The 24,910-nt window shown below is 37.0% G+C and carries 17 protein-coding genes; 2 read left to right on the top strand and 15 right to left on the bottom strand.

From position 1 onward, the window contains the following. Positions 1–1,016: 1,016 nt before the first annotated feature. Together HDT10_RS05340 and HDT10_RS05335 are read left to right on the top strand one after the other, a co-directional pair. Positions 1,017–1,367 (top strand): hypothetical protein, encoded by a 351-nt coding sequence (locus HDT10_RS05340; protein WP_290880861.1) that lies wholly within the window; start codon positions 1,017–1,019, stop codon positions 1,365–1,367. A gap of 62 nt (positions 1,368–1,429) precedes the next feature. Continuing rightward, on the top strand, positions 1,430–1,582 hold the full coding sequence (locus HDT10_RS05335) for a hypothetical protein (protein WP_290880859.1): 153 nt from the start codon (positions 1,430–1,432) through the stop codon (positions 1,580–1,582). 12 nt (positions 1,583–1,594) lie between these two features. On the opposite strand, the gene HDT10_RS05330 is transcribed toward HDT10_RS05335, so the two are convergent. The 15 genes from HDT10_RS05330 to HDT10_RS05260 all read right to left on the bottom strand — a co-directional run. Beyond that, on the bottom strand, positions 1,595–3,355 hold the full coding sequence (locus tag HDT10_RS05330) for a hypothetical protein (protein ID WP_290880857.1): 1,761 nt from the start codon (positions 3,353–3,355) through the stop codon (positions 1,595–1,597). A 19-nt stretch (positions 3,356–3,374) separates the two neighbouring features. Next, positions 3,375–4,307, bottom strand: a complete 933-nt coding sequence (locus HDT10_RS05325; RefSeq protein WP_290880854.1) for a hypothetical protein — start codon at positions 4,305–4,307, stop codon at positions 3,375–3,377. Positions 4,308–4,320: 13 nt separating this feature from the next. Next, positions 4,321–4,683, bottom strand: coding sequence for a hypothetical protein (locus tag HDT10_RS05320; RefSeq protein WP_290880852.1), 363 nt, complete (start codon positions 4,681–4,683; stop codon positions 4,321–4,323). Positions 4,684–4,692: 9 nt separating this feature from the next. Then, on the bottom strand, positions 4,693–5,865 hold the full coding sequence (locus tag HDT10_RS05315; RefSeq protein ID WP_290880849.1) for a DUF4043 family protein: 1,173 nt from the start codon (positions 5,863–5,865) through the stop codon (positions 4,693–4,695). Positions 5,866–5,874: 9 nt separating this feature from the next. Then, positions 5,875–6,444, bottom strand: coding sequence for a hypothetical protein (locus tag HDT10_RS05310; RefSeq protein WP_290880846.1), 570 nt, complete (start codon positions 6,442–6,444; stop codon positions 5,875–5,877). 111 nt (positions 6,445–6,555) lie between these two features. After that, positions 6,556–6,786 (bottom strand): hypothetical protein, encoded by a 231-nt coding sequence (locus HDT10_RS05305; protein WP_290880844.1) that lies wholly within the window; start codon positions 6,784–6,786, stop codon positions 6,556–6,558. Between the two features lie 92 nt (positions 6,787–6,878). Next, a complete protein-coding gene (locus HDT10_RS05300) occupies positions 6,879–7,229 on the bottom strand; it encodes a hypothetical protein (RefSeq protein ID WP_290880841.1) in 351 nt (116 codons plus the stop codon). Between the two features lies 1 nt (position 7,230). Further along, on the bottom strand, positions 7,231–7,689 hold the full coding sequence (locus HDT10_RS05295; protein ID WP_290880838.1) for a hypothetical protein: 459 nt from the start codon (positions 7,687–7,689) through the stop codon (positions 7,231–7,233). After that, on the bottom strand, positions 7,682–8,368 hold the full coding sequence (locus HDT10_RS05290; protein ID WP_290880835.1) for a TIGR04255 family protein: 687 nt from the start codon (positions 8,366–8,368) through the stop codon (positions 7,682–7,684). Before HDT10_RS05290 ends, HDT10_RS05295 begins: the two co-directional genes overlap by 8 nt. Before the next feature lie 343 nt (positions 8,369–8,711). Then, complete coding sequence (locus tag HDT10_RS05285) at positions 8,712–20,678, bottom strand: DEAD/DEAH box helicase family protein (RefSeq protein ID WP_290880832.1); 11,967 nt, start codon at positions 20,676–20,678, stop codon at positions 8,712–8,714. A gap of 9 nt (positions 20,679–20,687) precedes the next feature. Next, a complete protein-coding gene (locus HDT10_RS05280; RefSeq protein ID WP_290880829.1) occupies positions 20,688–22,439 on the bottom strand; it encodes a portal protein in 1,752 nt (583 codons plus the stop codon). Beyond that, a complete protein-coding gene (locus tag HDT10_RS05275; protein ID WP_290880826.1) occupies positions 22,429–22,761 on the bottom strand; it encodes a hypothetical protein in 333 nt (110 codons plus the stop codon). The genes HDT10_RS05280 and HDT10_RS05275 overlap by 11 nt, the downstream gene beginning before the upstream one ends. Positions 22,762–22,831: 70 nt before the next feature. After that, positions 22,832–23,530: an endonuclease gene (locus HDT10_RS05270; protein WP_290880823.1), complete on the bottom strand. Its 699-nt coding sequence runs from the start codon at positions 23,528–23,530 to the stop codon at positions 22,832–22,834. A gap of 37 nt (positions 23,531–23,567) precedes the next feature. Then, on the bottom strand, positions 23,568–23,732 hold the full coding sequence (locus tag HDT10_RS05265) for a hypothetical protein (protein WP_290880821.1): 165 nt from the start codon (positions 23,730–23,732) through the stop codon (positions 23,568–23,570). An 11-nt stretch (positions 23,733–23,743) separates the two neighbouring features. After that, on the bottom strand, positions 23,744–24,910 hold a 1,167-nt coding region (locus HDT10_RS05260; protein WP_367159064.1), incomplete at its 5' end, for a hypothetical protein.

Genomic DNA, 24,910 nt, shown 5'->3' with positions numbered 1-24,910 from the left:
GGCAAAACTTTCATCACTGCTAATTCTGTGCGGGGGGGGGGGCAAATTATTTGCTTACCTTGCCTTTTTCAAAAAAGTGCGTGAGTTAAAAGGGAAGTTGAAGAAATAAAAAGAATGCAGACTGATTATCATCAAATGGAATCTCACAACAACAAAAGCCAACCTTAAACAAACCTGCAAACTCAAACAAAATTCTATAAAAACAAAAAGAATTAAGTAGATTCATTTAGTGGTTTTCTTGGGGATTTGGAGGGGTAAAAATGGCTAAAAATTAGCGTTTTTGCCACAAAAACATAAAATTGCCACAAAAATTAAAGAACTTTTGGAGAGCTTTTTGGCAACTCCAAACTAAAAACAGCGGAATTATAATTTTATTTTTTACATTTTGTCAAGCACGAATGCAAAAAATCTAAAAAATGCAAATTTTCAAACTCTCCTTATTATAGACATTCTCCATAGCACAAAGTCAAAAAATACACACGATTCTAGCCAAACACTCCACCACAAAAAATTCCAAAATGGAAGTATTAAACCTCGTATTTATGGTAATTTTATCATTTTTTGGTTCTTTGCTTAGTGCTTTATCGTTTTTGCATTTTGCAATTTGTCCTAGAAATTACAATTTGCGCGCACATTTTGCAAAAATTTGAGAAAAATAATTTATTTTATCTGCCTCTTGTAAATCTTAAATTACTTTAAGCTTAAAATTTTCGCGCGCTTGTGTGGGGCGAGAGTGGCAAGATTTGAAGGTGAAGTGGAGGAGCGTTGATTGCTGTGGGCGTGTGGGTGAAGTGAGGCGTGCGGGGATTAGCGAAGTTATTGTTTTTGCTAAGAGATAGAATTGGAAGTGCGAAGTGAGGCGCAGTAGCAAGCTAGTGTGTCGTATGATATTGGCTAGCGTGTAAGCAATCTGCGATGTGCTATTACTCTAAATTTATCGCCTTTTTATTCTGTGCAATTTTTGTTTTAATTACAAATACAAAGGCTTGAGATTCGCCTAATAATAAGGAGTAAAAATGGAAAAAACAAGAATCAAAAACAAAGAGCATTTGGAGCAGATTTTTAAACAATTTGCAGAGAATGAGGAAGAGGAATTTTCTCCTGACTTACTTATAGAGGGAAACTCTGAATTAAGCCTTAAGGACTTGATAGAGACTTGCGAAGTTATTGGCTATGAGAATCTACTATTAGACGATGAGTTTGTGAAAAATCCAAGAAGTCATTGTGATACCTTTTACATTGATTTAATCGGCATTAAAGAATTGAAATTTGGCTCAAATGATAAGTTTGTGTGGTTTATGGGAGGGAAAATTCCTGATGAATTAAGTCTTGAGAATGATGGAACTCTAAGAGTTTGGTTTGATTAAAGCTTGAATAGAGCCTACCAAAGTGGTAGGCTTGATTGAGGTTTTAAAATAAAGGAGTGAAAATGAAATTTAAAGATTTTGACTTTAGAATATGGAATCCCAATGTAGGTTATCTTGATTCCTCAATTTATTATTTTTATCAAAACAAAGCAGAAAGAGACGCAATTTGTGAAATTGAAATATGGACTGGGCTTAAAGATTTAAAAATGTTATAATCCTAATTGCAATCAAATCTCCTCACTCTCTTCCTCCCCATCTAACCTTTCCCACTCAAAGCTTTCTAAATCTTTGTGCTTTGGCAAATCATACCCTAAAGGTGCGAAATCTTTTGCGCTCAATTCCAAAATCCCGATACATTCCTCCTCAAAATCAAGCACAAGAACATTTTTGCTATCCAAGCGCATACTTCTAGCCTTTAAATGCCTATCATAATACTCCACTGCCTTTTTTATGCTCATCTCTCCTATATCTTTAATGGCTTCTGTAATTTCTAGCTCTTTTAGAGGCGTTTTAGTGATTGTGGTTGTCGTTTGCGTTAAGACATTGTAGCTTGTTGTCGTCCTCTCTACACGCAAAATTAGGCGTAAATGCTCTACTTTGATATTTGGCACAATCTTATTGATGAAATTTCCTTGTTTAGATTCTATTACTCTTTGCTTGTTTTGATAATCTTGCATTTTCTCCTGTGCTTCTGCCACACTTTGTGCCTCATAATACGCACTCCAAAGCTCTTTTTGTTCTGCTCGCAGGGTTTCAACTGCTTCTAGGGTTTCTTGGAGTTGCGCCTTTTGATTCCATTTTGCATTTTGGATTGCCTCTTGCAAGGCTTGCGTGCTGTAAGTCTCTATGCGATATATTTTCACCTTTGTTTCCATTGCGCACAAACATTCATAAATCCATAGCACGCTATCGTGATAGTGCATTGCTCTCTCCTCTAGTGTGTAGTTTTCGTTTGTTTGAAACTCGTTCCATACTTGAGAGATTCTTTCTAGCATTTCTATTTCCTCCTCCTCTGTTTTCTCTGTCTTTTTGCGCTTGAAGTCTTTTTTGGTAAGCCATTGCGTATCGGCTCTTAAGCCTTTGTTGTAATTTTTTAGCCTCTCTAAAAAGTCGCTTTGAATCATATAATCTTCTATGGGTTCTATTTGTTCGCTTATGACGCGCTCATAGATTGCTTGTGCTGTTCCTAAGATATTAAAATAGAGTTTGTTTAACTCTAAAAATCCTTGCGTAATGCGTTGGTTGTTGATGCGTCTCTTGTTTTCCAAGCCATCTAAGACTGCCTCTAGTGAGATTCCAGCACTCTTTAGTGGGACTTCGTGCTGCAATGTGTGGCTAAAATACTCCATATTTCCCGCTTCTATCGTGTGTGCTCGTGTGGTAATTCTCTCATCTATATCAAGCTTTTTATAGCTTCCTAAGATTCCTTTGCTTGGGTCATATTCAAGAGTGGGTGAATAGCTTTGCGAGCCTGCATTTTGTGCGTTATAAATCTCTCCATTAGCAAAGATTTCATAAGCATTAAAGATTAGCATATGTGTGAGGCTGTCTCTTTGAGTTTTGGCATTCAAATGGCTTTTAAGCGCACTCGTGGCACTTGCAATTCTTTGTGCTTCTAGGCTTAATCCTATCATCTTATCATAAGCGTGCATTGCATAAAGTGTAGCACTTAAGCCCACAATTGCGCCTGTGGCTACAAGGGTCATTAATACACTGCTGCTTGCTACGCTAAGTGGAGGAAACACTACCGAGATAACCGCTAAGGCTATGCTAAGCAATGTCTTAAAAATGTTCCTACCGCTAAAGATTGAGGACAACCAGTCTCGCTCACTTCGTGCCTTTTTATCTGCATATTCCCAAGCAATCGGGTCGTATTCCTCATATTTGATTCCTAATCCATAACTTTCGCTAATGGCTTGGTATTGTCGTTTTTTCTCTTTGTAGTATCTATCGCGCTTCTTTTTCCATTTATTAAAGGGATTCCCCATATTATCCCTTTAGCTTTAATTAAATTTCCATAAAGATTTTTTGGTAGGGTTTTCCGCTCTCAAAGTCTCTTAGTGCTTGTAGGCGATTTTCCTCTGTTTGAATATCACTAAGTGCGCTTAGGATTTTTGACAGACTTCCTAACTCCCCTAAGAGACACAATGCGCCTAATTGCAATCCTGCTAAAAAGCGTTTTTCTATCAAATCTTGATAGCCCAAAGCCTTTTCAAACACATTAATCGCTTCTGCTTCAAGGATTCTTTGAATCTCCTCTTGAATAACTAAAAAGCTCACGCGCTCTTTAGCGATTTCTAATGCCTTTTTGTCTATATTTTCTAAAATCTGCGGTTTTGTATTAAGGTAGGCTACGATTCCACCCTTAATGCTCTCCTCGTCCATATTCTCAAAAATTGCATTTGGATTTTTACTCAAATAATCTTGAACATAACCATAAATGAGGTTATCGGCGGAGGTTAAAATGTCTTCTTTTTTATCGTTGATTGCTTTTTTAAAATCTATGATTGTAGAGTGGAGGCTCTCTCTACATTCTGCGAGGGCGCAATTTAGTTCGGAATCTTTTTTACCGATAACCTCATTTATGGCTACTGATAAGTTTTCTTTATTTTGCTCTGAAAACTCTTTAGCTATTGCTTCAGAGAGTGTTTGGAGAGGAAGTTTTGATACTGCTTCTTGAATGATTGCATTTCTTTGCTCATTAAAGAGTTTCAAAACTTCCACTTTATTTTGTGTACTTAATTCGTTTGCTTTTGTGCCTAAAATCTCCTCTGAAACTTTATTTAAGTGATTCTGCAAGCCTTGCAACTCTTTGTCAAAAGATTCTTTGAAAGCTCTTTGCAATGTGCTTTGATTCGTTGCAGCTTTGGCTTCTTTTAAAGCTTCTTTCGCTTCGCTTTGCATTGTCTTTAAATCTTGTATCGCCTCATAAAGTTTCATCGGAGATTCCCTTTTAAAATTCTGTCATAATTTGGCTAGGCAAAAAATAGAATGCACGCACGATAATTGCGCCTTTTTCGCTAGTTTTGCTTGCCTTGACATTAATTGTTCCTGTGCTTTGCATTTTGTGTGTTTTGGCACTTGTGTAGTTGCTTTTAGTCGCAAGGTCAAGGTCGTTTGCGAAAAACTCCTCATCGCTTGCTAATCCTACCTTTAGCTTTGTTCCTGCGTCCGCTTCCTCTTGCACCTCTACACTCACATTTAACACTTCCGCACCGCTGGGCAATGCCACTGCGGGATAGGATTGCTCTTGAATCGTCTTGAGGTTTAATGTAGTAACTGCTAGATAGCTTACATTATGCACATTTTGTTTCATATCCTCTCCTTATTCTTTGGAATGCGCAATGCCAATGACTGCAAAGTCAGTATCTGCGTAAATATTTGCTGTGCCCTGTGCCTCAAAGTGTCCCTTAGCGATACTTAAGATATTATCAATTCCGCAGATTGTCTTTCTGCCAATGTCTTGATTGTCATCAATATAGAATTTAGGAGTCTTGCTTCCACCGATGATTAATCCACACGCACCAACTAAGAATCCCATTCCATAAGGTGTGGTATCATTGTAGTAGCTAGGCGGTGTGATTTTCTTGTGATTTTCCAAGCAAATATTCTTTTTATAGCTCTCATCGCTAACCTCACTGCTTACAAGTCCGCTTTGTGTCAAGCTCCAAGTGCCAATCTCAATGACAGGACAACCATCAATCACACCCAAAAATCCTGTGAAGAGGTTGTTTAACTCTCCTCTTTTGTCCATTTTTTGCAATTCTTTCCACTCAAAATCCTCTCTAAGTTGTGCCGCCGCATAAGAATCTAGCAAGATAGCATAATTATACACGCGTGTTTGTAGCCCATTATTGTTCTTTCTTTCTGCTCTTAATGGCTTAATCGGAAAAGCTTTTTGCCCATTGAATTTCTCTCCTGTGCGCGCCATAAAAATTGCTCGCTTGATTGCCTTGACATTGCACACATCTCCCTTTGTGATTTCTCTTGTGCAATCTTGCACACTTGCCTTTGTGGTTGTGTTTTTGTATCCATTTGCCACATCGCACACAACGATATTCGTGCAGTCGTTAAAGAGTGCGGTAGCGATATGATTATCCCTAGATTCTCTCGCCCAAGTCTTTAAGGCTTCTGTGGATTCACGCAAGAAATCAATCTCTTTAATGCTTTGGTATTGTTTGACTTCGGACTTCACGCTATTGCCTAAAAGTTTAGGATACATTGTTTGACTTAGAATCTCAAAGTTATCTAAATTTGTCTCAAAGTCCGCATTTCCCTCTACGCCATCGCCTGTTAATTTTGGTCTTAAGCGCGGTCTAAAAGGGCTTAATCCCTCAATGATATGCACTTTTAGTCCTCTATCATAGCCTTTTCCTAGTAAGGCTTCAAAGGGTGATTCTGCCCAACTCGTGTTTTGAATCCTCTTAGCAATCTCAACTGCTACATTAGGGTCATTTCTCCAATTATCTAACGCAATTTTGTTTAAATCTAGTGGCATACTCTCTCCTTAGTATCTTTCCATAGGATTCTCATCAAATCCTGTTGTCTCATCAGTAGCTTTGTTTGCTACACCCTCTAGTTGTTGCGGTAATGGCTCTTGTGGTTCTTGGCTCTGTGTGCTGCCATAAAGCTCATAAACCTTTTTAAAAAATTCATTTGGTGGAAGTTGCTCTAATTCCTTTTGTGTGCGTGGTGGCAAGTCGTTTTGATAGAAATCCATCATCGCATTAAAGGAGTTATTATCAAGCTTGGATTCACCCATAAAGGCATTAACCGAATCATCAAAGCTTTTCTTGCTACGCTTTTGGTTAATACTAGCTTCTAGCTCTTTCTCTCTTGCTTTTTTGCTAGAGATTCTTTCATTGTAAAACTTATTTTGCATAGGCAAAACTACTTCACGGATGAATGCCTCCTTATTGTCAAGCATTAGCATTTCTTGATTTTCATTTAGATTTTCCGCTACATATTTAGCAAAATCTGCTTCTATGCTTGCTTCATTTTGTGCTAACTCTTGCTTAAGTAAGCTTAGTTCGTATTCCTCTTGCCCTGTATCGTAGGGATTTGTTTCTTGTGCCATTCTACTCCTTTTGAAATTTTGCGATATTTTAGTCATTTCAAATTTTGAATTAAAGGGGTGAAAATTTAAGATTGCTTTTGGATTTATGATTATGGGGTTTTTACAAGAATTCTAAAAATTATAAATTAAACAATCTCGTTTGTGGTATAATCTTGTTGTCGGAGTATTGCGAATGCCTGTAAGCGTTTGGAGATTGATATAGAATTTCACCCCCCCTGTGTTTAACTTATTTGTTAAATTATTGCGTTTTTTAATCCCATTTGAAATGCTGACTAAACATTCTCCATTATCAAAACTTACATTTACAAAATAACCACTATCTCTTAAGTGTTTTAAAAACAAAAATCCATTATCTGCGTCCTTGCAAACCCACTTTAAACGCAAGGTTTCACGCTAAACCAACTTGGAGGGTGTGAAACAAATCTTAATGTTGCTCATTTCACAATTATTTTTCCACTAAATAAGACTGAAAAAAGGTTAAAAGAATTTTTGGTTTTTATCTCTTTTTCCTCAATATCGTAATCAGCCCACATTCTAAGTGTATATAGGTCATTATACAGCTGTTGCTTGAAACCTTGTAGATTATTATTGCATTTGATATAAGAGTGTATTCCTGCAGTTTTTCCTTGCAAAGTGCGATTATTTGGATTGTCGTGTAGTATTTTGTGATAAAGTGCATAATAAAGTCTATTATACATCGTTCTAATGCTTATGGAGTCTTCTTTGTCTTTATATCGTTCCGCAAACTTTTGCATTGCTTGAGATAATTGTTGATGGTCTTGCATTTTAGAGAATCAATACCGAACCAATATATTGATTGTTGGCAAGTAGATTATAAAATTTTTGATTGATATTGTATATTTCATCGGTTGTCATCTCTGGTAAATCAGTATTAAAGATAATATCAGTTTTGCCTGTTTCATCTTTAAACTTACTTAATGACTGAACCTTGCAATCAAATCTTTTTTCAATCATATTGCGGATTTTCTTGATTTCATTTTCTTCATTATTTAAGTCATAATTTTCCATTTCATACGATGTGTTATCATTGTCGGCTCTATCTGAAAAATTCGTATTTAAAATACTATTTTTGCCCTCAATCTTAATCTCTATTATTCCTTGAGTGTTTAAGTTATATGGTGAATAAAGCGTATTTATGGGTATAAAATATTCTTGCTTTGGAGATTCTAAACACAGATGGTCTGACATTTGATAAAATAAATCTTGAGGGAGAGAATCAAACATTTTTCCCTCTTATTGACTCAAATTGCTCTTCTTGTATAGTATGTAATTCCTCTATTTTATTCGCAATCTCATTATAATCCATCTTTGTATTATTTTCAAAAGCGACAATAATGTCAGTTATATAACCTTCTTGTGCTACTTTTTCTAGCATTTGTGTTTGTTTGTTGGCAATTATAGTATTTACAACATTGCCTTTTACTTCCTCCCTAAAACAAACATTTAAAAGATTTTCTAGCTTTTCTTCATTGTTTATTTTAAAACTAAAAGTGTCCTTTCCTTTTTCTTTAATGTTTCCATTAAAGAAATTAATATACCGCAATCCAATTCTGTTTATTTTTTCAATAACATCTTTTTCAATTATTGTCTTAATTATCGCCGTCTGTATTTTATTAAAATCTTCCCAATTTTTATAAGAAGTTGTAGTAAAACCTATTGTAAAATCCCCGAGCATAATTTCAACATTGTGCTCTTTTGAATGAATTTTATAAATAGGTTGCATTTTTAAGCTTGGTTCTATGCTTCTAATATTTAGAGGAATTTGGTTTGCTGGCAGTCTTTCAATATCGCTAAAAGCATATTCAGAAGAAATTATTATTGGCAATAAATTTTCAATATCACCTTTAAATTTTAATGATAAATCACATATACATTTAATGATTGAATTTGTTGAATTGTTCATTTGGTTTGCGCCTTCATTTTCAGTAATTTTATTCAAATTTACATAAAAATTTGCTTTTGCTTTTTTGTTAATCTCTTCTAGTTGATTTGCAATATAATTTTACAAATAAGCATTTAAAGGATTGTCTTGGTTTTTGAAATTTTAACTAATTTTCTTTCATTGGTCAGATTTGACAATTATATTTTAATCTTTGTGTATGGTGTTGCTCTAGGTGGTTGTATTGGTGTGTGGTATTTCAAAAACAGGGAATCCCTTATACAGAAATCTTTCCGTTGCTTTCCGAAATAAATATTTTCATAAAGATGCCTGTATGTTTTTATGATATTTTTAAAATCCACTCTGCCTATGGGCGTTTTAATAAAATAACCTTTTTGTCTTTTTGAGATTGTTTTATAAAATCTAACTTTTCTGTGGGTTTTGGTAGCTCTAGTGCTTCTGTATTTATCCTATTTTCAAGCAAAAATACCTTTTCTAGCTTTCCCGCCTCTTTCTCCACCTCCTTTAAGATATGCCTTGCTTGTAAGTCTCTACCTTTCTCGCTTTTTGCGATAATGTGTCGTGGCTCTAGTGTGGATAAAATGGGATAAGCTTTGGTTGCGGAATCCCAACCTTTGCTTAGAGTGTCGGCTAACTCTTTTGTAACTTTTGCTTTAAACTCGGGATTCTTGCTTATTGCCTTGAATCCTTGTGCTACTGCCTTGCTTCCTATCACTCCTCCTGCAAGTCCTAGCAGGAAGTTAGCAGGATTGAAGTGTAGGTTGCCTTGTTTGTCTTGCTCAAACCCCGCAATGCTACCACCTACGATTCCGCTACCTAAATGCGGGTTGGTTTGTAAAGTATCGGAGTCTTTGTTCTCCTTTGCCGCTTTTGCCTTGAGGAGCTCCTCTAACTCTTTGTATCTTGCATTATAGGCATTGAGCTCTGTTTCTAAGTTTTGTCTATCTTCGTTATTTAGATTTTTTAGCGTTTTCTCGTGCCTTTGTCGCGTTGCGTGTGCAGATTGTATTTTGATGTCAATCTCTTTTTGCGCTTCGCCTTTTGCAATCTCTTTGAACTCTTTTGCGAATCTGCGATAATAATCTGTTGTCGCACGATTATTTACTTCAAAATGAAACAATCCTACATTTTCTTTTAAATCTTTACCGATTCTAAAAATAATATATTTGCTGTCCTTTTTGGCTAAGATTTTATATTCTCCAATGGTTGCGATTTCTCCAACATTGTCTATGGAGTTGCTAAACTTATCTACTTGCGCACTCAAGGCTTGATTGAATTTCTCACGCGTTTTTTCCCCACTTAGTAAATATTCTTTGCCTTGTATATTGAGAGATTCCAAAGGCATTTTTTCTAAGGTCTGTAAAAGACTTTTTTGTGTTTCTAGGTTTTTAATGTTGGCTTTTGCAAAGGATAATTGCGCGGTGGTGCTTTTTAACTTTGTATCAAAGCTTTCTAGTTCGTTGGTAATGAGATTGATATTTTTACCAAGTTTTAGCATTTCTAGTATTTCCTCGCCATTCTCGCTTCCTAAAGCTTGGAGCATTCCGTAAATATCATCTTCACTATCATCTACAACCTCCCTAACGCGTAATGTCTTGTCTTGCATTTGTTTGATGATTCGCTGTTTATTTTCAAGCGTTTGGAGCATAATGGAATCCGAGCTGTTTTTCGTGATATAGTTATGAATCTCTACCTCAAAGTTTTCGCCATATTTTCCTAAAAGTTTGTTGCCTTGCCTAATGATTCTACCTTCTCTTTGTTCCATATTCGCTGGTGTCCAATCAAGGTCTAAATGGTGCAACGCCACTAATCGTTCTTGAAAATTACAACCCGCGCCCATTTTACCTGTGCTACCGATTAAAATGCGGATTTTACCGCTATTGATTTTATCGCTTAACGCCTCTTTGCTAAACGCTCCCTTTTTGGCGTCATAGTCGTGAATGAATGCTATTTCGTCCTCTTTGATTCCTTTTTCTTTTAGCAAGGTTTTTAATTCATCATAAAGCGAAAATGAATTGCCACTCATTTCTAAGAGTTCGCCTAAGCTCTGTGCTTTGGCTTGTAGCTTTTCTGCTTCCTCTATACTTGTTGCCTTTCCTAACTCTAAACTTTCCATTATCTGTTCGTATTCTTTTGCTATTTTTGCGCGTTTTGCTGGGCTTAGTGTGCGCTTAGGTGTAGAGAGGTCTAAAAACACTAATTGCGTTCCTAAATCCTCATTGTATCTATCGTATATCTCTTTAACATTGTTCGCGCATTTCACAACTTTGCTATTTTCGTCTCGTGGCGCATTTGGATTGACAAGTCGCAAATCTAGTGAGGCTTTGCGTGCGTCATTGATGATTTTTAAGTGATTATCTCCACCTTTCATAAATGCGCTTTCTGGATTTCTTTTTAATTCCTCTGCGCGATGATAGATTTCCTCTAAATATTCAACCTGTCCTTTGGAAAGTTCATTTACGCTTTGCTTTCTTGTAACTTTTGGTTCTACATTTTTGATTCCCATATTTTCCATTGCTTCTTTCATTTCCTCTTTGGTAATCAAATCTGTAAAATCAAAATACATTTTGTTTAACTCTATTAAGTTTGTGATTCTCCTTAGCCTTGTTGTCTCCGCATAATCTCCTGTTGGTTTTAGTTCAAACTCTGTGGAAGCTTCTGCGAACATAGAACACCAATCGTCAAACTTTTCCACACCTCGTTCTTTTAGCTTATTTGGGCTTAGATATTTTTGCATAATATAAATATCACTGACATAGTTTGTAACGGGTGTCCCTGTGGAAAATACAACCTTTTTGTTAAAATCTTGCATTTGTCGGATTTTCATCAAAGCGTCCATTGCTCTTTCGCTCTCTCGTGTGTTAATGCCTCTTACATTGGGTTGCCTTGTAGTAATGGGCAGAGACTTAAGATAATGCGCTTCATCAAAATAAATCCCATCTAATCCCAAATCATCAAAGAAAACATTAACTCCCTCTTTTTTGAGTTTCTCCTCTCGCAAGATTGCCTTTTGTCTTAATTTGTCTATTCTGTCAATCAAGCTTTTAATTTGTCTTTTTGGGGCATTTTCCTTTTGTAGCTTTGTTAGCAACCTCTCTGCATCATAAACTTCCTCGTTAATAATCTTTTGGAAATAATCCCTAGAAATATCCATTTCCTTAAAGGCGGTATAGGTGGTTACGATTAAATCGTATTGATTGTTTTTTAACTGCTCTAGTTGTCTATTTTTTAGCTTTTTATTAATTCCATTCACGACTGCGATTTTTGCATTTGGATAGAGTTGCCTTGCCTCTGTGGCAAATTGTGTTGTCAAATAATTTGGCAAGACAATCATACTCTTTCTAGCCTGTCCTAACCTGTTAGCCTCCATTACAGAGGAGGCTAGGGTATAAGTTTTACCTGTGCCTACTGCGTGGGCTAAAAGTGTATTACTACTTGTAAGAATGCGATACACTGCATTTTTTTGGTGTGGTCTTAGGTGGATATTACGATTCATTCCAATAAAGCTTAGATGACTTCCATCGTAGGTTTTAGGAACTTCCGCATTAAACAAATCATTGAATCGCTTTTGTGTATCCTGCAATAAATCCTCTCTATCTACAATGAATCTTTTAAACTCTTTTTGTAGTTTAACCTTAGCATTTTGCAAGGCTCTTGTCGCAATTGGGTCTTTGTAAGTGTGCGTGGTTTCGCCCTCTGTTACTGCTCTTTGCACGAGCAATTCATTGTTATTAAACATTTTTTCTATATAGTTTAACGCATTAATTTCCTTAACGCCTGTGGCGTCTCTAAACTCTTTGCTTGTGTTGATAATATATTCGTTGTTGTTGTGTCCTGTGCCTTTAGCTAACCAGCCAATTTGTGGCTCATATTGTAGGCTAATTTCACGCATTCCTAATTCTTGCAAGAATTGCTCGTGGATTTCCTTTGGAATCCAATTCGCGCCTAATGGAATGGTTACATCGGCAATATCAATGTCTATTGGTTGCACTTCTTTTAGAGATTCATAAGTGATTTTTTGAAACTTAGCTTTTTTATCATCCTCACTAAACCTTACCTCTCCGCTCTTATCTTTGAATCTTTGTAGCTTTTGTTTCACATTACCGCTTAAAAAATCTGCTTTTTCTGTAATCTCACCTTTAGAATCCAAAAACAAGAATTTTTCATTTAGTAATTCCTCTTTTGTCTTTTGTATTTCATTTGCATTTCTATTTAAAAGACTATTGATTCTCTCTATATCTATTTTTCCTGTTTCATTCTTTGCTATGGTTACTGCGTCATTTAAATTTTGTGCGCTAAGGGGTGGTTTGTATGGATAGATTTGCCTTTGGGTAAAAATATCGGCTTTTTGTGAGCCTATAATCTTTGTTTTGCCATTGACTTCTTTTGTTAAAATACCTTTCTCTAGTGCTAAAAGTTCAAAAGCAGTATCATCTAGCATTACAAAAGCGCGAAATCTTTCTCTAAATCCTCCACTTTCATTTTTAAACGAATAACCTTTTAGCAAATCATCATAAGCCTTATTTAGTCTAGCTCTTGCACTCTCTATTTCTGTGTCCTCTGCCATACTATTTTCTAAGATTCTTAAGTTTTCTAGCTCACGCTTTAGTGTTTGGATTTTAGGAAAGTCGTTTTGATAGTTTTCTACCGCCTTTTTGATTGTGGATTCTGACCAAGTCGTTATTTCGCTTAGTGCTTGATGAGGATTAAATTCTATTTGCGAACCTACCTTATTGTTTAGATATTTGTAAAATTTACCATTTTGGATTGTAACCTCTCCAACCGCTCTTTGTGTGGAAACATTTTCGGTGGGTTTAGTGATTTCATTGCCTAATGTATATCCTTTTAAACTCTGCTCGTCTAATTGAATGTATTTTCCTAAGTCAAAGGAATGAATATCAAAGCTAGGATTGATAACTTGTAAAACTTCCTTACCAAATTGATTTTTTATGACTTTTGTTTCTCCTAAAATATGATGAGGATTGTGCTTAAAATAATCATTAATAAAGACATTTTCATCAATCTTGCTACTTTTTACCCATAAATCCTCTACACTCTCACCCTCGTTTAGTTTCCTAAAGGCTACAATATCGGTAACGACTTCAGTATCTTTGAATGTCCCGCTAGGAAGTCTCACTGCACCTAAGAATTTAGCCTCTTTTGAGATAATCTCTCTATATTTTGAGCTGTTAGAATCTAAGAAATTGTGCGTAACAATTTGAATAGAGATTCCATTTGGGCGTAAGGATTTAATGTTTTTTTGCAGGAAGTAATTATGCGCTGTGCCACTAATTCCTTTTTGGTCTCTTAGAATTGTGCTAGAATAAGGAGGATTTCCGATGACTAAATCAAAAGCATTTTCTATATTTGCGATATTAGATTTTTGAAAATCACTCGTTTCTACTTTAGCGTGTGGGTAGATATTTTTTGCGAGTAATGCGCTTAGTTCGTCTCTTTCTACTGCGTAAATATTAGCGTTGTTTGGTAATTCTCCTAAAAATCTACCAACGCCTACGCTTGGTTCTAGCACATTAAAGCTAGGTTGGTTTGCGATTCTATCCTTTAGCAATCCTATCATTTGCCTAACAATAGGCTGTGGCGTGTAGTAAGAATCTGCAAAGGTGCGGATAATTTGTATCAAGTCTAGCTTTGTGCCTACAATCTCATTAATCTTTTGTAATGCAGTCGTAAATTCTTGCGCTGTTTTATTTTGTGGATTGCGCATAATCTCTAGCATTTCATTACTTGCCTTTCCAAAACCTCTGAAGTTATGGAGTAAGTCTTTTTGTTCGTTGGTTGCTAGGGCATTATTCTCTAGTAGTTCTGCTAAGGTTTGAATCGCTTTTAAATTGTGTTTTACAATTTGCTTTGCGTTGCCTGTTTCTATAATTTCTGCTGGTTTATATCTTTGATTGACTTCTGCTTGTTGTGCGGGGCTTAACAATCCTTGCGGATTGTCTGTGCTTTGGATATTATCGGCTAATCTATCTGAAACGCGTAGATTCTTTGTGGCATTACCAAATCCGCGACTTGTGCTTTTTGTGCTTCCCACTCCTCGCTTTCCATTGGCAACAAAAAGACATTCTCTACTTCTTGGATTCCGATTCTGTCCCAACCTATCGCTTCTAGGATTTTCTTGCAGGCTACCGCTTCTATGGCTTGATATGCTAGGCTCTCCTCCCATTCCCCCTCTGCTTGAATCTTGCTTCGTGCTTTTCTGTGGTATTGTTTGTGTATGCTGTCTATTTGTCTTGCCTTGCTCTCTATTTCGCTCCTCCAACTGAATCTCTCCTTGATTCTGCTTGAGGTCATTGTCCCCGATTCTAGTAAGTTGGTTATCTCCTGTGTTAATTTCTCCTGATTTGTTGGAATCTGTCGTGCCATACTTCTCTCCTTTTGTGATTTTATTTTGGATTATACTATTTTCTTTAGCTTTAGCTAAATCCTCCTCGCTGAAGAGGCTTGGTTGTTGCAATTCTTTGTGTTGCTTCTCTACTAGCACATTGATTTGGGATTCTAACCTTTTGTATTCTATTTGCTTTTGCGGATAAGGCTTAAGTGCTTCTAGTTTGATTTGTAGGCTTTGAATCGCTTTTGCTCTTAGATTGTGTCTTTTATAAGTGATTTGCTTTTGTATGCTTGGCTCGGCTTCTATAATTTCTACATCTATGATTTCATCGGGTGTAAAGCTTGGTGTAGTGTTTGTGCGCACTTGCACTTGTGTGCTTGACACTCGCACAGGATACTTTTGTTCAAAATTATATATTTTATCTAGCATAGCATTGTATTGCTTCTCATAAACTCTTTTTGCCTCTACGCCTTTGGCTTGATGATATTTATTGTAAAGCACCCCTGCTTGTTTTTGTAGGCTTTGATATTGCGCTTGTTTTGCTTTAGGCAATGCGCTAAATTGCTCATTAGAAAAAGGTTCTGCAAACCTATTAGCTTGGTCTATTGCTTCCTTTGTGGATTGTGGTATAATGTCGTTTGCAAGTCCAATCGCATTATTACTTGCTCGGTCGGTGAAAGTTTGGATAAGGTCGGCACTTTCAATTCTCCTTTTAATATAATCCATTCTAGCTTTTGGCAAAAATGTAATAAGCTGTTTATCTTGTTCTTGGGTGATTAAAAGACTATAAAAATTATTGCCATCATTAAATATCTTAATATAGCTTTCTCTTTCTCCTTTTGTGAGTTTTAAATCAAATTCTTTGAGCGTTGGTTCTACTAGATTAAGATAAGCTAATCTGCTTTGTGCGTCTGTTTTGCTCTGCAAATGTTTAATGAAATTTTCTTTGTTTTCTACATTTTCTAAGCTTTTCATAAAAGTATCAATATTTAATTCTTTAGGAATTTGTGCGCCTTGTGTATTTTCTAGTATCTTTAAGGCATTTTGTGTGCTTTCCTTTTGTAAAGAATCCGCTTGTGCGCTAATGTTCTTGCTAAGTGTTTTTGCGTTCGCCTCTTTTATTGCTTCGTGTTTGGCTTTTAGTTGGGGGAGCAATTCTAACACTTCGCTTGTTTCATTACTTGGGATTCCGCTTTTGATTGCAAGACTTAAGAAATCATAAATATTTGCGCTTTGTAGCTCTCTGCCTGCGCTAAAGAGAGTGGGTTCTAATTCCTCTTTCAATCCTTGCTTGATATTGGCTAGGAAGTCAAAAAGGCTACCACTTGGATTTTCAAGTTCTCTAAATCGCGCAAAGCTATACCCCATAATCTTGCCCACTAATTCATCATAATAGCTCTTATCGTCAATGAGTGCATTTTTGCCATTCTTGTCTGTTGTTTGCAAGATACTCTTTATCTCTTGTGCAATTTCCTTGAAGTTTTCTACACGACTTGAATCCGCTTTTGCGGTGAAATAGAGTGCTTGTGTGAGATAGTCGCGCAAATCTAGGTTGGGCAGTTGTGTTTGTTTTGCTAGATTGTGGAAGTTTCCTGCATTTTCTACAAACATTTTAATCACTTTTGCTTTTTGTTCTGCGTCTCCACTTATGGCGTTGATTGCGTCTAATATGTTTTTGTCCTTACTCTTAGCCAAAGAGGCAAAAAGCGCAAGGTTAGTATCAAAAGTGTTTAGTCCATTGTTGGCTTTATCCAAACTCTTAGCCACGATTTGCTGCATTTCCTCTACATTTTGTGCATAGATTTGTGTGGGGAGTTTGTCTAAATTCTCTTGATATTTACCCAAAGTGCTTAATGCCTTTTCGCTCAAGTTTTGTTCTCTTCCCACATTGCTTGCAAAGGAAAGATTTAAAATCTCATCATTTGGAATCCTCTCATCAAGCATTCGGACAATGAGTTCATCATCTTTTAAATCTATGCCAAAGATTTCTTTCGCACTTTTCTTATAAGCAACTTTTGATTCTTGACTTAGATTCTTTAGAGCCTCTGCTCTGTGATTGCCCACGCTCACTTGTCCATCTCTTAGAATGATTGGCAATCCCTCAAATCCCCCCTCGCTAAAGAATAGCTTATTGGGATTTAGATTTTCTTGTATGTCTTTGATGACATTTTCTTGCTTTTGGGTTCTGCCTTGTGTGCCTTTAGTTTCAAAGTTTGGCTTTAAATCCTCTTTCTTGATGATGACAAACTTCGCAGGATAGCTTTTGTTTTCTAGGTTTATTCTTGTAGGCTTTAAGGCTCTTGCTCGGATTGCCCCTTGCAGATTCAAATCTATCTCATTGATTGCCTTTCCGACTTGGGCGTCTTTGATTCTTTGCCTCTCTTGCTGTGCTTCTCTTAAGGCTTGAGAAGCTTGTGCCTCTTTTGCCATTTTTGCTTGGAGTGCGATTTCAAGCTCTTTCTTCCTTTGGGCTTTTAGGGCTTGGATTTTTTCTTGCAATGTTGGCTTTTCTTGTGTGTTTTTTGGTTGGGGCTGTGGTATAATGTCGGTAGAGTTTGGTAAGGGTTGCTTATCTGTAAAAAGGACATCGCCGAAAGTCTTGTCTTTTTCTCTATTTACTTCATAAGCGGTAATTACCCATTGATTTTCTCCACTTCCTTTAAAACCTTTAGAGATTCCTACTTTGTAATATTTGTCGCCTTGTTTGTGCCATATTGTATTTGTGCCATTTTGATTTACTAATTTACCATTTTCTACTATCTCGGGGATTTTGTTTAAATCAAGCTCGGGGTGTTTGTCTATAATATGCGCTAAGCCATAGCCTTTGTGATTTGTCTTATCAGTGATTTCTCCCCAAACCAAATCAATCTCACCATTACCGCTTAAACTTTGCAAATCCTCCCTATAAAACGCCCCTTGCACTTGTCCGCTTTTTGTCTCTAGTAAGTGTGCAATCGCTTCACTGCCTTTGTGGTAAAACTGCGGGTAGTTTGTGCCAAAGTCTGCTTGTGTATCTTGTAGGTTTGCCTTGCCTAAAGCTTCCTCCAGCTCTTTTGCATTTTTGGAAATATCCGCGTTTTCTCGGGCTTCCTCTAGGAGTTTGGTTAGCTCTTTGTTAAAAGATTCTATTGCCATTCTTGTGGGCGTTGGCGTGTTTGGGTCATTTCCTATTTTTTTAAGTGTGAAATTAAAATCATTGATAGAATACGCGCTCTTTAATGCTTGCTCTATGTGGTGTGCGAGTGCCATTTTCTGCACTTTTTCTTTAAAGCCTAATTTGTCTATAACTTTATTATTTGTTGGCAAATTGCGCATTAAGATTCCAAAGATTCCTTTCACGATTTTTTGCTCTATTGCTCCTTTGACACTCTGCGCAATCGCGCTTCCCTCTTTGGGTGGATTGGCAAATCCTAGCTCTAATGCAATCCTTGCGTCATTGCCAAAAAGCCTATTGAATCCTTGCATTATCTCTACAAACTTCTTAGCATTGTCGCTTTGGAATATCTCTCTTAGCTTTGCGGTATCCTCTAAAAATTTCGCACTATTAAAGACTTCAAAGGTAGAATCCCTGCTGTCTTTAAGCAAGTTTTTTTCATAGATTCTATTTAAGGCATTGAGTTCTAAGCTCTCTATTTGCTCTTTTTTAAGTCCTTTTGTAAGCAAGGAGTAGTTGTTTATCTCTTTTTCTCCTCCATCGCCTTGAATAAAATTTAAGAGATTATCCATTATCTCTGTGTTTTTCTTGGATAAATCATTAAATTCTAAGTCTTTAAGCGTTTTGAATGCGTCTTTCATTACAGAATAATCGCCTAAGGCTGTATCATACATTCTTTTTGCGATTTCATAATTATCAGGGCGGGTTAGGAGTATCTTTTGAATCCCGCTTTCTATATCTTCTCTAAGCGTGGCTTTTACTTCATTTTCAATAAACTTTTTTGTGCTAGGATTTGCCATATCATCACAAAATTCATTTAGAATCTTTCGTGCGTTGTTTAGTTGAACGAAATTCACGCCATTTGGGTCATAGATTCTTTTCTCCACGAAGCGTAAAAACTGCATTCCCTGAGGGTCAAGCTCTATTAAATCGCCTAGATCCTGCCGAAACTTCGCATAAGCCTCTCCATTTAGCACGACTTTTTCATCTCCATACAAATCGCCTAAAATCTTATTAAACACCTCGTCATAATCCTCTTGTGTGCCCTTTTTTAAGTCTGCAAAAATTTCCTTTAGCGCATTTGGTTTAAGCCCTAATCCCTCAATCTCTTTTTTAAGCTTATAGCTTGTCGCATTTAGAATCTCGCGTAAGTTTTTATTCGCAAGGGTAGAGTTTTTTGCTACTTCTAGCAAGATTCCTAGAGTTCGCCCGCTTTCATCGGCTCGGATAAGCGTGAGTATTTCCTCTCGTGCTTGCGCCTTGTTGTGTGCCCTAGAATAATTCTCTAAGCTGTTTGCGACTTTGGCTATTGTGGAATCCGCACCATATTTAGCAGTAAGATATTCCGCGCCCTTAGTCAAGAGCGTGTCTTTACCCTCTAATTCAAGATTCCCTCCAAAGCTTTTAGAAAACTCCAAAATATCGTCTTTTTGCTCTGGTGTAAGTGTCTGCTCTATGAGTTCCTTAGCGGCTTGTATGTTTTCACTTCCAATAGAGTTTTTAAGAACGGAAACCGGAATGGCAAGGTCTAAGAGTCTTTGCACACCTTTTGCTGCGCCTTTGACTGCCTTTGCCCCACCACTTACGATAAGTCCTCCTGCAATGTCAAAGGTTGCGGATTCTGCACCTGTTAAAAGTGCGTCTGCGAGATTAAATTCTCCTCTTGCATTAAATTGCGCAATGATACTATCCGCGATTCCTCCTAATCCCGCGCCTATTGCACCTCCTGCTATACCTCCTGCAAGCGTGCCAATCTTTCCCTTGCCTCTTTTTGCCCCTGCAATTGCCCCTGTAATACTTCCGCCTATATCAAAGGCATTTGTGCCAAGAATCTGCCCTAGATTATGAAAAAAGCCATCGTCAATGAAGATTGCTTTATCTCCTTTAAAAGCATAGATTCTATCGCCCTTAAATCCGATTCCATCAAATCCTAAACTAAGTGCGCTTTCTTGTATCATCTCCTTGTATCTGTCGCTTTGCTCTGTGGAATCATTCAAATAATCCACGCCACTCTTGAAAATATTTTCATAAGTGCGTTGTAGGTTAATAATATCGCGTTCTAATCGCTCGGATACTGCTTGCGTGTGTGCGTCTGCTTCCTTTTTAGTCTGTGCGTCTTTTAATTTCTCGTGGAGTTCTCTCTCATCATTCCATAGCCTTGTAATGCGATATTGCCTCTTAAGTTCTTTCTTTTGGGATTCATCTAGGTTTTGAAAGTCAGTTTGTGCGATTTTTTCAAGCTCTTTTTGTTTTTGATAGTGTGCTTTAGGAGAGAAAAATCCCTTCATTCCCTCATTTGCTTGATAATATCTCATCATCTCGCCAATGCTTAATTCTTCGCCTTTTTCTAGCTTTTGCGCAATCCCTTTATCCAACGCATTTTTAAGCGCGTTGCTGCGTGCGATTTCCTCTTTGTTCTGGAACAATTTCCAAAAACCATTGATTCCAAGTGCTTCTCCTATTATTTGTGGTTTTAGCGCGGATTCTATCGCCCATTGTGGCAACTTTTGCACTTCTTGATTAATGTCTTGGATTTGATTGTCGCTTAGGATTCTGTTTTGTAACCCTTTAGGTTGCTCTTTGGTTTTAAGCCCCAAGATTCCCCAGCTATCTTGATGATTATAGAGAGAATCAAAGAGAACTTCATCGCGTTCTTTGGGTTTAAGCTCTTTTAAATCCTCATTTATTCTTTCCCAATCTAAGTTTGTATCATAATTATTCCTTAAGCTATTCACGATTTGGCTTTTGGAATACCCGCTTTTGAATGCCTTTTCAAAGTCGTATTTTTTTAGTTTTTGTGTTTGCTCCATTTCCTCTCCTTATCTTAAGTCTAAACCTTTGTTGGTCTGCAATACTTTGTTTGCTGTGGGATTCTCTCCCTCGTGGCTTTGTGGCTGTTGTGGCTGTGCGTTTTCTTGTGCTTGTTTTTGTGCCACTTGCTCGGCTAATGCGCCCTGCGCTTCGTATTTCCTTGCTTGTGCCATCATTTGTGCAACTTTTGCTTGAAGTGTTTGCAACTCTAACTCAAATTGTGCCTGTTGTAATGGTTGAGTTTGTTGCGCACTTTGTTCTGCTAATGCCTTGTGGTTTGCGATGAGTTCCTCTACCTCTGCGACAATAGGTGAATCGGTGTCTTTTAGCATTAGCGGTAGCAAATCCCCTACAAGTTCGGGCTTAATGCTTGAAATGGTTTTTAGCATTTCACTCCAATGTGCGAATCTCTCCTCTCTACCTTGCATTTTGAGGCTGCTTTGATAGACTAAATCAAACTTGCCTATTTTAATGCGATTCTCTGCATTGCTATTAATTTCAAAATAACGTTCGCCTACTTTCTTATCCACAATTTTAAAAGTTTGCTTTTTGGTAAAATAGTGCTGCATTAAGTCAAGCACTTTCATAAAGAGTTCCTTTTCCATTTCGTCTGAAGCTTTAATGTAATCTTGCAGCCCCATAAGCCCTGCGTCTCGTCTTTGTGCGATTGCCACACCGCTTTGGCGATTTTGTGCGACACCTAAGGCTTCGTCATTTAGTCCGCTTAGGATTTTGGCAATCTGTCTTTTTTCATTGACTTTTTGAGAGATTGCTACAACATTAGAGTTTTGATTGACAAACTGAATCTTATTTCCACTAATGGCACCGGGATTGACTGCGACAATGGCATTATCTATGCTTGCATTCTGTGCAAACTCATCTCCGTCTTTGACTGCATCTTGCTCATAGAATCCCTTAATACTCCCTAGCATATTTGCCATTCTATTTTCGGCGAAGTTGATATAATCTTGCAAGCTTTTAATTTCACGAAATAGCCCATACCATTGGTTATTATGGTCTATCTTAAATTTTCCTATCACAAAGGGGTGAATATTGTTTTTAAATGGTTTAATTTCTCTTTTTAGGATTTTGAAATTATCCCAAAAGTAGCGATTCCACACCGCGCCTTGTGGTGTATCCTCTTTAATCCAGCTTTCCTTTAGATTCACGCGCTCATCGTATTCCTCATTATCCACGATTTCAAAGTCTTGCTCTCCAAAAAATCTCCGTGCTTGATTTAAAGGAATATTCAAGCATTTGTGGAATCTCCTAGAATCATTTGCGCTAGCGTCAGTGGAGTATTTGTCAATCAAGAAACATTTTACAGGCACGCTTTTAAGCGTGATTTCTATATCGTTTTGTGTATCACTCTTTAATCCTAACTCTAAAACTGCCATACCATTGATAAGTTCAAAGTCTTTTTTGATGATACTTTTATCGTATTGTGGGCTTTGGGAGAATACTTTGGTTAGGTCATTGAGTAAATCCGCTAATGCCTTGTCTTGCTCTTGTCGTCCGCTCACCTTGACTTCTTGAATGCTTGCGATTTTGTAGCCTAAAATCTTATTGACAAGCATTTTGTAGATATTCTCCACAATCTTAACTCCCCCTCGCGCTTCAATCACTGCTTTGACATCTGGCGGAAGTTGCTCTGCGTGGTAGTATTGCACACTCTCTTCGTGCTCTCTAAGTGAGTTAATATTCGCGCTCAAATCTAGTTCAAAAAGTTTTTTAGTTGCGTATGTTCCATTATTTGCCAAGCTCCTTAAATAACTCTTTGTAGGCTTTAAGCTCCTCTTTGCAATTAGAATCTTTGATTGTGATTTTTTCTATTGCTTGTGTGGAGATTTCGCTTTTTTGCACTCTTAAGGCTGACAAGGCTTTGTTTTGGGATTCTAGGCTTTCTAATAGCTTGCTTTGATTGTCTGTTTTAATTGCTAATTCTAGTTGTGCTTTTCCTAAATTTTCTTTTAACTCTGCATTTTGATAGGCAAAAAACACAAGTCCCAAACTTAAAAGCGCGACAAGCAAAGAGAGAATAACCTTTAAATCCAATTTTCCTAAAATTCCTAAAATCTGCATAATTTACCCTTTTTGCATATTTTAGGCAATTCTGCTTGTAAATTAAAGGCGTGAAATGTTTAAGGGATTATTATTGTTTATCGCTAGAGTTTTCAATATGCGAGTTTTGGTTGGTAGCAAATTCCCTGAAAGCTTTTTCTCTTTCGTTCATAGGATATTTTTTGCTCCAAGATTCCATTAGCTTTTTTTCTTGACTAGATAACCTAATATTATAAGTTTTGCTCATATATAAGTAGCTTCGCGCAATCCAACCTTTAGAATAATCAGCAGGGTAGAATCTCTTTCCTTTAAAATCTGTGAAAACTTTGCATTTTCCATATTGCCCAAATCGCGTATATTTTGGGGATTGCGCATATCTGTAATTATTTCTATCCTCGTTAATCTCTCCAATTGCTGGGGCAAGGTTTTGCAAGTCTGCTTCCATTTTTTGAAATATTTTGTCTTTTTGGCAAGCCTTGCGCCCCCCTTGTCTCCAACAAAGCAAATGTTTTCCAAAATTATGTGCGGGCATAATGTGTTCCCATTCAATGAACCTAGCTCTTTGATTGATTTGCCCCTTTTTAGTCTTTGGATTGCGTGGGCTATAAGCTTCACTAGGGATAATCTCTAGTTTATTTTTTACGATTCTAAAAGGTGCATTGCAGTAAAAATCTTGCATAAATTGCGGATTTTCTGCATAAAATTTTGTGAGAATCCTTTTGGATTCTGCAAAAGAATCTGCAAAGATAAAAGAAGCAAAAAAGGCTAGGGAGAGAAAAATTTTATTCATAATAACATTTTACAAAAAATATTATTAGAAAATTTGACTACAACCTTTTTAATCCCTCTTTCTTGATTCTTATCTCTCTAGCGGAATCTAACTTTTGGCTTTGCCATTTCACAACAATTTCCAGAACCGCGAATTTTTTCTCTAAAATCTCCAAATGCGCTTCTAATTCTTTGATTTCTGCCTTTAGGCGTTTCTTTTTCATTATAATTCCTTTTAAATGTTCCAGCTTCTAGCTCTTAAAGCTTTAAATCTATTTGAATTTGCCACTCTTTGCTCTTTTATATAAGGGGCTTTGACTTCTGTGTGTGCAACTGCACTTGCTACAATGTCTATACAATCATCTTTTAAGAATGGCTTGGTTGGATTGAAACTCAAAAGCTCTTTTAGAAACTGCTCTTTGCCTCTTGCTCCGATTTTCACGCACAAATAACCTGTATTGTAGTAGCTTCTTAGGGCTTTGATTTTTTCAACCTTAGAGATTTTGCGGCTTGCGCTATACACATTAATTTGATTCGTGATGATTTCTTGTGCTTTTGTTTTTAAATTTGAATTTGCGCGGATAATCTCTTTTTGCAAGATTCTATTGAGTGTCTCTCCGCCTCCCTCTCTTTCAATATACACGCTCGCCTTTGGATAGCTTAGGCACATTTCTATAATCTGCGCACAAGTTTCTTCTTCACTCCAAATCCCAAAGCTCAAATCAAGCAGTGTATAACGTTCTAATCCGTCCTTTTTATCTACTGCAATCGTGCCTATGGCTCTATTATCTGCCCTTGTGTTCATACTTGTAGCATTATCCACGAAGATATAGAGATTATGCTCTCCAAGTTCATAAAGCGGAATCTCCCTGTAATATTGCTTATCAAAGAATCCCGCTTCTGTTGCTTGTGGCTCTTGTTGGTATTGCGTGGCAAACTCATCTTCCCCCATTGCAAGTCTTAAGTGTTGTAGGGATTCTAAACTATGCCTTGCAGGAAATAATGGAGTATTTGCAGCTCTATGGTAGGCAAATTTTCCTATCGCAAAATCTTTAGCCTCTTTGTTAATGGCTTGAAGCTTCACGATATTCCAATCCTCGCAGATTTCATTCTCAAAGTTGCGCGGATTTGTGAGGTATCCGCATAAGTCCTCATCGCCTAATCTTTGCATTAGAATAATAATACTTGCTTCATCTCCTAAAAGCCTACTTAAAACGCTTCCAGTGAAGTTGCGATTGACACAATCCCTAGCACTCTTGCTTGTCATCTCGCTTACTTTTATCGGGTCATCTACCAAAATAGTGTGTGCGTGAAATCCTGTAATCGCGCCTTTAAGCGTGGTAAAAAAACAACCCCCGCCATTGCTTAGGGTAAAAGCTTCGGTTTTGTCTTGCAAAAATAT

It is taken from the genome of Helicobacter sp. (genome assembly GCF_014799995.1).
In the GTDB taxonomy this organism is placed as follows: Bacteria; Campylobacterota; Campylobacteria; order Campylobacterales; family Helicobacteraceae; genus Helicobacter_D.
Note: the sequence above shows the minus strand (reverse complement) of the source record. Positions and strands in the feature narration are given on the sequence as shown.